Below are 13084 nucleotides of genomic sequence, written 5' to 3' on the forward strand. Positions count from 1 at the left end.
TTTTTGAAGATAGGCAAAGACTAGAAATTGTCATGCTCATTTTATTGTATTTTTGATGTCGCAAATGTCGTAAATATAATTCTCAGTTAATTTTGGCTATGAATTTATTGTCGTAAAATCTGAAGTGCGGAATGTGGGTTAGAAGAAAGGAGATATTTGGTTGTTCACACGAACTGTGTGGCATGGTCGTTCTCAAGCTGACTCTAGATCGCAGACAGTACTGATGATGAGTTTCCTGCCTGGTTGTGCCGACCAAAATATCGTAATTCCACCACCAAAGATTCTGGAAAAGTTAGGGCCAAAGCTACAGGTAGTACTTCACGATCGAACAGATCGATCGGGATTTCAACTTGCCGCAACTATAGAGCTGCAAAAACTGCTCGAAGCTAATCCCCGCTTTAAATTCTGGAGTCCATGGCAATTGGCGAAGGGACTAGCTTATCTTTTCTCTTTAGCTCTATCAGTTTGGCGATTCTTCAAACGATATTAAGATAAGATCGATCGAGAATGGATCTCCTCAATCGCCATCCCAAACTAACTATCGCTCTTACCTTTTTACTAGAATATATGCTTTGGTATATTCTGGTAACTTGCGAATGTAGGCATTAAAATCATCCTTGCTATCAAATACACCTGCCAAGAAATCTAACTGATGTAAATTGGGTAAAAATGCCCCACCTGTATCGGCAATAATTCCCATGTGCAGTTGTGGTTTACCATCGATCGAGTTTTCGGTAACTACAATTCTCCCTAAGCCAATATTCAAAACATCTCCAGCAAAAGTCACCCCTGGCTTGAGCGATATTTTAGTCTCGATAGTTTGTCCAAATCCTTTAATTGCAGTCACTGGTTTAAAATACCAGTATCGTTTCTGTTCGGTAGGATTCAACCCTTTGATAAAGGGTATATTATTATGGCGATCGACATTAAAAAATCTCGATGTGCCGTCGATAAATTTAATTAAGATCGTCCCTTGCATCAATGCTGATTCTAACCCCTCGCGATCGAGATAAGCTAAAGGTTCTACTGTCCCAAATTCGATCCCTTTTGGTTCATAGATATTAGTTAAAACATCTTGTTTAGTATATTTGATCCGAATTGTCTCAACATCGGTATCTGGTTTGAGCGCGTAGAGTCCAGCATTAAACTCTTTGGTAGGAGTGCGAGAACCAGGATGGGTAAATACAGCATACTTGGTCATCCGTACTCGTTTTTCATCCATAGCGGTGGGATTAAACGCCGTCCATTGGATCGATCGAAAGTTGGTATTTAAAAACTTAGGATCTTGGAGCCGGATCGATCGTTTAGCTTTGATATCTTGTTGGAGAGTTAACACCATAAAATCTAGTGTTTTCAGAATATCCGTAACCTTGACTCCTTGAGTCCCCAAAATCCCCTCGCGCTGAAGATCTAGATCGCTATCCAATCGATTACTAAAGTATTTACGAGTACTTTTCAAAACTATCAGCAAATCTGCTGCATTGAAATTTACCTTCGCAGGGGGGAGACTAGCGGCTCTCAAAATATCGCGACTCTGCGCCATAAATTGAGGTTGCTTTAACTCATTAATTACTTGATAATCACCTACCTGAGCGGGCAGTGGTGGGACGATAATGCCTGGAGCTGGTGACGGTACAACATTAGGAATTATCGCCGGAGGTGGGACGATTGGAGTAGCCCTAGCACCAATTGATGAGGGCGAAATTGTTGGTGCTGGAGTAATAACTGACTGGGGATAAATTGTCTGTGCTAGAGTAATAGCTGACTGGGGATAAATTGTTGGTGCTGGAGTAATAGCTGATGGGGGCGAAATTGTCGGTGCTGGAGTAATAACTGACTGGGGAGAAAGATCGGGTGTCGATGTGGGGGTGCGAGTACAAGCAGTCAGGGCAATCGAGCCAATCCCAATTAATAATCTCAAATATTTCACGCTAAATTTAATTAATATAGATCTTGAGTAGCTTTGCAAAAATCTTGATAATCTAGCTGCACTTGCCGAGCATAAAAATCGGCATAAATTAGCACCTCTGGCTGCCACTCTAAATTACGTCCAAAATTTATCAGATCTTGAACTACTGCTGCCCCAAATTTACTACTACCATGAAGATGTGCAGAAGCAGTCACTTCACCGAGCGTATCGACGAGTTTTGCTAGTTGAGACAAACTAATTCTACCATTGAAGGTAATTTTATCCTCGGTTGGTTGGAGTTCTCTGAGTAGATAACTAGTACCACTAAATTCAATAGCAGCTAATAGTGCTGGTACTGCCGATTGAACTATTTGTTGAGCATTCATAACGCGGATTGCCTGATTCTTCCATTGAGGTTGAACTCGCGTCAAATATGGCTCTAATGCAGAAGCTGACTGTTGCTTGAAATCGAGTAAATAATTTCTGTCGGGGGAACCTTTACCTGCTACTAATATGATGTATCGATCCACTCCTAAACTACCCATCCCTGCAACTCGAAATCCCACATCTAAAACTTTAAAAAATGCTGGACTTGCTTGAGACTGTGCCCAATTATCGATCGCCCTAATAACTTCTTGCTGTCGTTGAGTACTAATTTTTAATATTTTTGCACCATCAAATTTAAGCTGACGATCGCCATTTAATTCTGTGCGTTCATTTAATAGATCGATGCGTTTGCGCTGACTTGAATTTTTAATTAAATCTGCTACAATCCCGCTGGTATTGTCTTCAGCTATCCCTCTAATTCTCCCCTTAATCAAAGTATTTGTATAACTAGTAAGATAAACTTGGGCTAATTGATTGAGATCGGATCGATTGCATCCCAAACTATCTGCTGCTAAAAAAATACTTGTGACTAAACGAGTAATATCCCAGGTACAAGGAGCAAGTACCCCCTCATCAAAATCATTAATACCAAAATAAACTTGACGTTGGCGTAGCTCCCCTAAAGAATTTTCACCCTTATATGTCCCAAAATTTTCTAAATGTAAATCACCACAGATCCAAACAAATGGTGCGAGATTTAGCTCCCACTCCTTAGGTAAATCGCGATAAAATAAATGACATGTCCCCCGAAAAAAACCAAAAGCATTCTTACGCATTTTGATATACTTTTGGGTTAATATCTTTGGATTGCGCTGTCGATCGAATGCTTGAATTAATTTCCAGATATCTCGCACGTCGGAGGATCTGTGTCCATCATCCCGATTTACCACACTATTACCTCTCCAAATTATCGCCTAGATAGATTTTAAAAACCATAGCTAAACAGCCTAGCACAAATATTTGCAGTAGTAAAAATATCTGTAAATAGTTGAGAGTTGACAGTTGATTGGGCAATGTGCTCCAAACTAGCAATTATTGCCTGAAAACTACCCTCTACCCTCTACCCTCTCAATACTAGTAACTTTGTTTCGATCCATGTGAGACTATCCACCATGCGCTTAATTGGAATTACTGGCGGCATCGGTACTGGAAAAAGCACCGTTACTGACTACTTGCAGACACGGTATCACTTGCCTATTTGGGATGCCGATCTCTACGCTCGATCGGCTGTAACGAATGATTCGCAAATTTTAGAAGCGATCGGTCAACGTTATGGTGCTAAGATCCTACAACCAGATGGCACACTCGATCGCCATCGATTGGGCGAGATTGTTTTTAGCGATCTAAATGAGCGTCAGTGGTTGTCAGCTCAAATCCATCCCTATGTAAGGAATTGCTTTGAAATAGAGATCGATCGCCTTGCTCCAGATAGCACTGCTGTACTGGCGATTCCATTACTATTTGAAGCAAAAATGACCGATTTAGTTACAGAAATTTGGGTAGTTAGTTGCGATCGCATCACTCAATTAAACCGGATAATGACACGCGATCGTCTGAGCGAGACACAAGCCAACAACCGCATCCACAGCCAAATGTCTCTGACTGATAAAATCAACCTAGCAGACTTTAATTTGGATAACTCCACAAGTCTTACCGACTTGGAACGGCAGATTGACAGGAAGTTACTACCTTGCTAGCGTCAAATTAGACTAGGGTTGCAAATATTCGCTCTTGACAATCGAGCTACCCTGCATTGCCAACAAGCGATCGGGCGATGGGTTGAGTTATCCAATCGGCTAAATACTCAGTATCCTGCGATAAACTCACGACATCACCCAATCCCCAACCGACTCCCCAGGGGCAGGGTGGTTTCATACAAGAAAATAAAAATGCTTAAACCCTGGTGCTTAGTCTTCAACCGCCCTGAAATAAATTTCGGGCTAATAGCAAAAGTTCACTGAAGTGAACTCAGAGATTTTTCTTCTGGTGTATGAAACCACCCTGCAACCGACTCCCCAGGGGAGAGGCAAAGCAGGGAACGAAATTAATTACTACCAGTGAAGATAACTTCAGGAAACTTGAGTTGAGCTTCAGGTAAGGGACGACCTTTACCTTCTTCTTGCCAATAATTAATTACTTCAGTAGCCTGATTGAGAATTGCCACCCGATCGATTTCAGCAATCCAGTGCTTGGCTTCTAATTCAGCTTTTAGTTGTTCCCACGCATCATTACGCGGCCAGAAAAAATAAGCTGTGAGGGGACTCAACCCTTTGCCAACTACTTGGTCTACAGCTAAGGCAACGTTTTCATCCAACCATAAAACTTTTAAGATAAACTTGGATAACGTTACAGGGATGGTTTCGGCGATTAAAGTTTCGGTTTCGGTTTCGGTCATATTTGCTTACTGTTTTGGCACACAATCCATCATTGTATCATCTCTTTGCTAACAACTGTTTAGATCGGTCGATTACCAGCAATTCTCATTATGGAAATAAACCTACTATTCTTAATCGATTGAGCTGGCTGTAACGACCACAATTGGTTTATCGATCGCCAGCTTAAACTATAATTTATAGTACAAAAGTTTTAAAATGAGAATTGCTGGTCGATTACCTCGCGGCGCGTCTACGCCGACGATTTTACTCCCGAACCTGTGAAGAATTAGATCCTAGGGTAGTGGGTGGATGGTGAATGGTGGATAGTGAACTGCGCTGTCTATTTCTTGGGTGGGAAGGGAGTAGCTCTAATTGGTATTCCTCCGAGCCGATCTCCCGATCATCATTATCGCTACCCTCTACCCTCTACTCTCTACTCTCTACCCTCTCGTTACTAGTAATCTTGTTTTGGTGCAAGATCTGAGTAATCGGCTGTTGACGATCTTAGCTGGCTGTGATGTGGTAAATTTTGAATTGATTTAGTGGCAGGATTGAGATGAGCGCGATCGTAGTATTTGATATCGATGGGGTAATTCGGGACGTGGGCAATTCCTACCGTCGCGCCTTGGCAGATACAGTATTGGAGTTTACTAATGGAGCCTATCGTCCTAGCGCGATCGAGATCGACAAGCTCAAGGGTGAAGGCATCTGGAATAACGATTGGGAAGGCTCACAGGAGCTAATTTATCGCTACTTTGAGCAACAGGGACAAACTCGATCTGAGTTAAAGCTAGATTACGAAAGAATTGTCGCCTATTTTCAAACCAAATATCGCGGTACAGATCCAGTCAATTGGAATGGCTATATCTGCGACGAGCCACTCCTAGCGAGTCTGGAATACTTTGGCTCATTAACCGCTGCAAACATCCCCTGGGGCTTTTTTAGCGGGGCTACGCGCGGATCTGCTACTTATATCCTAGAACGGAGATTGGGTTTAACTGCACCTATTTTAGTCGCGATGGAAGATGCTCCAGGTAAACCAGAGCCAGAAGGCTTATTGATGGTGGTTGCTCAATTGGGAGCCAAACACGATTCTCTTTCCCTTCGGGACGCTGCGCGAACAGAGAGGCTCCGCCAACGAATTGATTCTCTACCAATCTTCTATGTTGGCGATACCGTTGCCGATATGCACACGATTTTGAACGCTCGAACCCAACAACCACATCGAGACTTCATTGCTGTAGGAGTATTACCGCCACACATCCTCGCGGAAGCATCACAAGTTGACGGCTATCGCCACAGCTTGATCCAAGCAGGTGCGACAGTGGCGATCGATAACGTCCAGGAATTAACTCCCGAACTAATTAATTCACTCCTAATCCAAGGTACAGGAATCGAACCTGTCTAGAGCTTCCGCTCGCGGATTATGAGTCCATCAATCCAGGCTGTATTCAAAGCCGCCGCAGGATTAAAAAGTAGCCTAAACCCTTGACTAGCAATCTTTGTCTATTTTTCTGATTTCACAGATTGTGCAATAATTGTAAAGTTGGGCAAGTTTTATTAGGCATGAAATAGGCATGGATTTTCAAGAAGTAGATAAAGCGATCGTCCGTGCAAATGATAAAAAGGAGATAAGTGGACTACCAATTAGAATCGTTCGACAAGGTAAAAAAATATACCTGCGAGGAACTTTCCCTTCTAAGACTGGTGGAGGTTCCTCGCAATATCGGTACGCACTCAATTTAGATGCTAGTGCCCATTTAATCTCGATTGCCGTAACCAAGGCACGAGAAATTGGGATGAAGTTAGCTTTGGGAGAATTCAGGTGGCAGATCGAGCAACCGATCGCAGTTGCACCTCCAATTCCTAAGATTGTGACTATCGGACAATGGGTAGCAGAATTTGAGCGAAAACACTGGACAAAAAAAGAGCGTACTAAAGATGCAGAGTTGAATTATCGAACAGACTATGGCGCAATATTTGAGAAGATCGATCTGGATAAAGCAATTAGTATCGACAGACTCAAATCAGCGATTGCCAATGGATCTAAACCGGATACTCGAACTCGTGTCAGGTGGTGTAATGCACTAGGTAGACTAGCAGAATATGCTGAACTGAATCGCAAACCAATTCGCGAGATTAAAGGTACTTATTCGATGAGTGAGCCTCTAGAGCCGCGAGATATACCCGAACTCGATCGAGTTGTTGAATGGTTTGACTTTCTCAAAGAAAAAGACCCGATCTGGGCTAGATCCCTTGGAATGTGTGCAACTTATGGGATAAGACCAGGCGAATTATGGAATTTAGATACTTCTAGACTCGACAAAGATAAATATCATGAGCTAGTCGTTAGAGCAAATAAAACCAATAAAACTCGTGTTACTTATCCCTATCCAGTCGAATGGTTCGATCGTTTTGAGTTAGCCCAATTTGAAGTTCCTACGAATACATCTAGTACTGCTAGAGGTAGAGGCTACATACCGACCCGTCAATTCAAACGATTAGGATTAGACGTTGAATGCTATACACTTAGGCATTTTCACGCGATCCAGCTCATTCTTGGCGGGATTGATAGTGCTACTGCTGCCAAATGGATGGGTCACAGTCAGGTGATGTTCGAGCGAGTTTACTTACACTGGATGAACGAGCGGCACCATCGGAAGTTATTCGATCGATTGACGAAGTGACAACTGTTCACAAAAAAACTGATTTCAGTCCCCCGATCTAATTTGTTAATCCCAGAGGTCGATTAACAGCAATGTAAATGACCTACTAAATTCCGTTAGGGGTACTCTTCAAAAATTCCAAGAACTGTGAAAGGATGATAACTCTATTGTTCTCTCATCGTTCTTTGTTTTCGCGGAGTTGATTGAGGGGATGATTGCTGCTGCGTTGTCCGCTCACCAGTCTCACGATCTAAGTATTGTTGTTCTTCGATTTGGGCAATCATTGCTGATGGGGATTGTTCTGGGTGTAGTGACGTAACAACTGAAGGAAACTCGGTATTGATGTCAAGGAGAGATTCAGTCAAAGTTTTCAAATCGGCAATCCAATTTTTCCCTTTGGGTAAGTGTCGTTGTGCCTGTGGCGGCAAATTGAATAATTCCAAATTGGCTGCAACCACCACCTCAATATTTCCAAACTTATCGGCAGGAATCCATCTACCATCGTGGGTTGCTAGATATAAAGTCGGACAATCTGGATCGTTAACGATTGAGTAAGCCATCGCATCGATCGGATCTTTCGTTATGACCAAACGCTGGGCATCAACCTGAGCATTATCTTCAAAATAATAAAATCCACCAGTCAAGCTAGAACCATCAACTAACTCCCCCTGTTGCCGATCGATCTTCGGATCGATCGCCGTCGCCCCAGTTACATTGCCTTCAAAATCCTTGTGCAAACAAATCAACCGCCTACCCTCATCTGAATAAATCAGACCATCATCATAGAGACGATCGACTAATTTAGCTGGCAGCAAGCAATCATCAGTCAGACACTTCCGCACATCACCCCACTCAGATTTCACCGAGCCTGGGGCGATAAAGTAATGCTGCGGAAGATGCGAAATCTTCTGAGCAGAATGAGTAAGTAACTGAGCAGTTGCTGCCGCACCAAACTTTTCATTCAGCCAACCTAAAGCCCCACCTAAATTAGTTGTGCGGGTTGCCGCCACCAGATCGATAATCCCCATCGATGGGCTGAGTTCACGAGAATCGAGCTGAAGTTCAACAGCAACCTGAGCGATCGATAGCAACGGATTCTGGTCAGCTATCGCCCGATCAATCTTTGCTTTTGCCGCGATCGACTCCTGAGTTTTTTGGAGTTCCATCGCTATTAGATCCCGTTGTGTTGCCAATAACTTCAGCCTTTTTTCTAACTCTATCTGCTCCCGTTTCATCCACTCATACGCAGCAGCCTTGGTCCGCAATACCTGAAGATTTTCTAGCTCTAGCTCACTACTGGCAGCATTGACAACCGCATAGTATTCCTTAACTGTGGTATGTTCTGCTTGACTATCCCGCACCCCACGTTCCAAACCCAAATGCTTGGTCGCTGCTGCATAGGAATCTTGAAAGGCAAACATCTTTGCTCGACCGCCAAACAACTTCTTGCAATTCAACTGACCAGCTTCATCGGTCGGCACCAAATAAGCATGGATGTGGGGAGTCGCTTCATCTAGATGCAACTCAGCCCGCACAATCCGATCGCCATACTCTTGCTGCAACCATTGCTGACTAACTCTTCTCCAGTTATCCAACTTATCTGCTTGATAGTAGCCATACTGACTCGGATCGTCAGGCCGGAAGTATTCGGGACTAGCTGTTAACAGAATTTCGACACAATGAACGGCATCAGTTCTAATTTTGCGTTGCTGTTTGACCGAGTGGATCTTATTTTGAACGACCTCACTCAAAGGTAAATCCCGATCGTGATTGTGAATCAAAGTTTGGTTGTCAACCAATTTAGATCGATCGGCATTTGGAGTTAGCCGCGTCCGAGAGACGTGCATCCCACTCCCACCGATATTCGACTGTTTGAGTTTGGCAATCCGAGCGATGGCGTATGGCATAAAGGATTAAGAACGAAGCGAGGGGACAGCACCGCAGGGCGAAGGGAATCTTTTTTGAGCGATAGCGTCCCGTAGGGCAAAAAAGGTGTAATGAGTACACTATCTACGATTATTCTTCCCGTTTCGCATGGAAAAGCCATCATCGCGGGTGCAGATGATGATGCCAAACATCAGTCAAACATCAGTCAAACAACAATCACAACCCTGAACAAAAAATCAAACATCCGTATTCTTACGGTCAACTAATTGCAATCAAACAGTTAGATTGGGAGTAGACAGTTATTTGGCAGTCACTCGAAAACCCCCCGAAAAAAAACGATGACGAGGATTAAATCTAAGAGTGTATTACGGATTGAATTTTTAGACAACACGAATGAACAAATAGTGCTCGCGAATTATCTGAGGGGAAAGGATGCCAAGGGGCAAATACTAGCTGCAACTACGACACAGTTATACCCTTTTGCCCTGGCGGAACAGGATGGAGTAGATCCACAAGATGTTGAGTTTGCATTTGAGCGTTCGATCGCGGATTTAGAAAAGCAAATCAAGGTAATGCGGCGATATCAGCAAATAAAACTGGGGCATAATAGTGCAGATAATTCACAGCCAGAACCGCCACTAGCCCAAAACCCAAGGAGTAAAAAGTCTGTCGTTGAAGAAGATGATGAGGATTCTAATTCTGAAAACTCGAATTTTGGCATATTCGGATTTAGTGGTAATTAAGGTAATTAAGTTAATTAAGGTATAAACAAATGGATAATGTTGTGAAGATTGCGGTAGATACTGGCGCGAGTGGAATAAAAGTTGTTTGCTCCGTCAATGGGCATGAACCCTATGCCTTTTTGATTCCGCCGTATGTCACCGAGATTGACGAGCCTAAAAAATTGATCAGAGATGCGAATTTTGACAAAGAGAATCTTTGGCTCAAATCGGGTAAGAATTACTACGCAGTGGGTAGTTTAGCTAAACGATACGGTGCCCAACAATTGATTAAGCCCCCAAAGTTTACTACTGCCACTGCGAAAATTTTCGCCGCAATTGGGATGGCGATTCAGACATTGGAAATTCCGTTGGAATTTACGTTGGAATTGAGTTTATTGCTCCCCCCCGCCGAACTGGGCGATGCACCGATTATAATGAAAAACGTTAAATCTTCGGTTAAGAACTTAGAATTTCCCAGTGGAAAAGCTAAAATTGAACTAAAGGGTTTTCTGATATATCCCGAAGGATACGGCTTTTTGAATGCCCAAGATTTGGAGCTGAAAGAATATGATTCGATCGTCACTATTATGATGGGGTATCGGAACATTAGTATGTTTGATACTAATCGCGGAAAGCCCGATCGCCCATACACAGAGCTAATCGGTTTTCATGATTATTTGTTTGATATTTCATCTGAGACAAGTATCAAGATTGAAGACTTGATTGAGCCTGTATGTTTTAGAATAGATGATGATCTAAAATACTATAATCGACAAATAGAAGTATACAATTATCAGACAGAAGAAATCAAAGCTAAAATTTTGGCACAAGAAAAAATCGCAAGCCAATTTGACCCGCCAGATCAGGAGCTAATAATAAGTGACAGTCGTGAAAAATTAGCGTATTGCCAAAAACACCTCCAAAAAGATACTTTGAAGCTTACTGAGCTTGCCGATAGTTACGAAAAGCGATTTTATCACCTAATCAATTGTGACGGCAAGGATCGTGATTATCAAGATACTAAAATCAAAAAAGTGCAGGCGGATAAAAGAAAGAAATATGTCAAAAGGCTGAAAGATTGGATTAGTGAAAGGTTGCCTGCTCGTCCACAGTTAATCTGCATTGCTGGGGGGACAGCTAAGTATCTCGGCGATGATATATATTCGTTTTTAGCGGAAAAAGGAGAGGTGCGAAAAAGTATAGCTATTCCAATTGAATTAGATTATGACGGTGAAATATATAGACGTAACGTAGAGGTAAGTACGATCGAGTTCAAGGGTATGGAGCCATACAAAAATCAGTATAAGCATTATCTGTGCGACGAGGATAAGTACATGGAAACCCAGCTCGAACGTTTTGAGGATGTCTATGGGTTGTTCAAGATCATGAAATAGCGGGTGAAGAGATTACGAATGGGCATTATCACAAGCCTAAATCTGAAACCTATACCCTGCAAAGATTTCAGATTTAGGCTTTGCAATATTATCAACATGCTAGAGTATTTATAGATTATTGATATACGATATAAAAATTACATCAATTTGGAGTGCGGCGTAGTACTCCAAATTGATGTCGGTTTCCGCTAAACTTACATTTTTTGTGCGTTATGTACTTTTAGCCGACTAGTATTTATCATAAAATTGAAGTGTAAAATGTAGACTTTCTGCACTGTCTGAAAATCTAGGAAAAACGAACTTTACTGAAGCGATCAACCGTCTATGCAATACATAGACGGTTGATGTAATGGCTAAACTTACATTTTTGGCGCGTTGGGCACTTTTAGCCTGAATGCGATCGCTGGTGCCATCCAGTCGATCGACCAGGGCAACCGCACACGTTTCTTAATATTGCAATAAGCACCTATTTTGAGTCTATTGTTGCGAAAATTCGCATCAACTTAGGCTTATTGCGAAGTATATATACTCATGCTGGGGTTGCAAGCATTTCAGTGGCACTAGATATGGTGCGTTAAGATTCATGTGCGGTTGCCCTGGTCGATCGATCGACCGATCCTTTAGTCACTATTTAAGCTATCGATCTGCGGTAAACTACAGGGTTAAAACCTCGACCCTATATTAGTACATGAAGCTGAGATCTTGGATGGCGATCGCCAGTTTATTTTTGATTAGTTTATCGCTAGTGCTGGTTTCGGTCGATCGGGGGAATGCGATCGTCATCGCCCAGTCGCAGCCGAGCGTGTGTCAAGAAACCATTTACCCAGTTACAGATATCGATCCTAGCAATATCTCGATCGGGGAAGTAGCGATTGAATCTGGCATCGCTCGCACTGGAGCACACGACGATTGCAAACGAGTCACACCATTGCCCCAAGGTACTCGCGCCCGCATTGTCGCCCAAACGACAGGCCCCGATCGATTCAAAAAGATCGTACCTTGGTATCAGTTAGACTACGGCGCGTGGATCGAAGCATCTGCCCTGAGTATTTTAACCGCGCCCGTACCCACACAAGCGACGATTGCCAGTGCTGATGTTCGAGCCGACACAGCCAAAACCGAATTAGTCTTGCCTCTATCTGCCCCCGTACCCTTCGAGATCCAACAAAACGATCGCGGCTTCGGCATCACCCTCTACAACACTACGGGTAAAATCTCCCAATTAAACCTACCGCCAGCACTCACAACCGCTGCGTCTCCACTTGTCAAAACCCCCGCGCCTACATCCCAATCGCTAGCAATTGGTAGTATAACCTCATCGCCTAGCCCTACCAGCCCCACCGCCCAACCCCTACAATGGGCGGCGAATAAGTTTATCACCCTACCTAGCACGGGCATTGCTACAGCTAGCTGGCAAGCCCCCACTAGCGATCGAGTGCAAATTAACCTGCAACTGCGCGCCCAGCAGCAATGGGGCTATCAAACCGCATATCGCAATAATAGTTTAGTAATTACCCTCCGCAATCCGCCCCAACTGAGTCGCAATCCCCAGAAGCCTCTCAGCGGCTTGACTGTAGTAGTCGATTCCGGACATGGGGGCATCGATTCCGGCGCGGTGGGCAGAGCCTACGGTAATACCTATCTGGAAAAAACCGTGAATATGCAGATGTCTGAATACCTCCAACGGGCATTGATCGATCGAGGTGCGAATGTAGTGATGACGAGAACTACCGATATCAATCCC

Annotated in this window: 12 protein-coding genes; 7 read left to right on the forward strand and 5 right to left on the reverse strand. The window is 43.3% G+C overall.

Features of this window, described 5'->3' with window-relative positions; all coding sequences use genetic code 11:
* The first annotated feature begins 160 nt into the window (after window positions 1–160).
* Window positions 161–490 (forward strand): hypothetical protein, encoded by a 330-nt coding sequence (locus ACEW9J_RS12915; RefSeq protein WP_373545525.1) that lies wholly within the window; start codon window positions 161–163, stop codon window positions 488–490.
* Window positions 491–547: 57 nt separating this feature from the next.
* On the opposite strand, the gene ACEW9J_RS12920 is transcribed toward ACEW9J_RS12915, so the two are convergent.
* Window positions 548–1930 (reverse strand): hypothetical protein, encoded by a 1383-nt coding sequence (locus tag ACEW9J_RS12920; protein WP_373545526.1) that lies wholly within the window; start codon window positions 1928–1930, stop codon window positions 548–550.
* A gap of 11 nt (window positions 1931–1941) precedes the next feature.
* Complete coding sequence (locus ACEW9J_RS12925; RefSeq protein ID WP_373545527.1) at window positions 1942–3186, reverse strand: DUF2252 domain-containing protein; 1245 nt, start codon at window positions 3184–3186, stop codon at window positions 1942–1944.
* A gap of 201 nt (window positions 3187–3387) precedes the next feature.
* Here ACEW9J_RS12925 and coaE point away from each other — a divergent pair, with 201 nt between their 5' ends.
* Window positions 3388–3993: a dephospho-CoA kinase gene (gene coaE, locus ACEW9J_RS12930; RefSeq protein WP_373545536.1), complete on the forward strand. Its 606-nt coding sequence runs from the start codon at window positions 3388–3390 to the stop codon at window positions 3991–3993.
* Window positions 3994–4039: 46 nt separating this feature from the next.
* On the opposite strand, the gene ACEW9J_RS12935 is transcribed toward coaE, so the two are convergent.
* Complete coding sequence (locus tag ACEW9J_RS12935) at window positions 4040–4171, reverse strand: hypothetical protein (RefSeq protein ID WP_373545528.1); 132 nt, start codon at window positions 4169–4171, stop codon at window positions 4040–4042.
* A gap of 169 nt (window positions 4172–4340) precedes the next feature.
* Window positions 4341–4691 (reverse strand): 30S ribosomal protein PSRP-3, encoded by a 351-nt coding sequence (locus ACEW9J_RS12940; protein ID WP_373545529.1) that lies wholly within the window; start codon window positions 4689–4691, stop codon window positions 4341–4343.
* A 536-nt stretch (window positions 4692–5227) separates the two neighbouring features.
* On the opposite strand from ACEW9J_RS12940, the gene ACEW9J_RS12945 reads away from it, so the two are divergent.
* Together ACEW9J_RS12945 and ACEW9J_RS12950 are read left to right on the forward strand one after the other, a co-directional pair.
* Window positions 5228–6079 carry a TIGR01548 family HAD-type hydrolase gene (locus tag ACEW9J_RS12945; protein WP_373545530.1) on the forward strand — a complete coding sequence of 284 codons (852 nt, stop codon included), beginning with the start codon at window positions 5228–5230 and terminating at the stop codon, window positions 6077–6079.
* Between the two features lie 169 nt (window positions 6080–6248).
* Complete coding sequence (locus ACEW9J_RS12950) at window positions 6249–7358, forward strand: hypothetical protein (RefSeq protein WP_373545531.1); 1110 nt, start codon at window positions 6249–6251, stop codon at window positions 7356–7358.
* 143 nt (window positions 7359–7501) lie between these two features.
* On the opposite strand, the gene mobV is transcribed toward ACEW9J_RS12950, so the two are convergent.
* Entirely contained in the window at window positions 7502–9244 is a 1743-nt protein-coding gene (mobV, locus tag ACEW9J_RS12955) for a MobV family relaxase (RefSeq protein ID WP_373545532.1), read from the reverse strand.
* 384 nt (window positions 9245–9628) lie between these two features.
* Here mobV and ACEW9J_RS12960 point away from each other — a divergent pair, with 384 nt between their 5' ends.
* From ACEW9J_RS12960 to ACEW9J_RS12970, 3 genes are all read left to right on the forward strand, one after another.
* Window positions 9629–9967 carry a hypothetical protein gene (locus ACEW9J_RS12960; protein WP_373545533.1) on the forward strand — a complete coding sequence of 113 codons (339 nt, stop codon included), beginning with the start codon at window positions 9629–9631 and terminating at the stop codon, window positions 9965–9967.
* Window positions 9968–9996: 29 nt separating this feature from the next.
* On the forward strand, window positions 9997–11340 hold the full coding sequence (locus ACEW9J_RS12965) for a ParM/StbA family protein (RefSeq protein WP_373545534.1): 1344 nt from the start codon (window positions 9997–9999) through the stop codon (window positions 11338–11340).
* A gap of 688 nt (window positions 11341–12028) precedes the next feature.
* On the forward strand, window positions 12029–13084 hold a 1056-nt coding region (locus tag ACEW9J_RS12970), incomplete at its 3' end, for an N-acetylmuramoyl-L-alanine amidase (RefSeq protein ID WP_373545535.1).

Source organism: Chamaesiphon sp. (genome assembly GCF_041737865.1).
Taxonomy (GTDB): Bacteria; Cyanobacteriota; Cyanobacteriia; order Cyanobacteriales; family Chamaesiphonaceae; genus Chamaesiphon.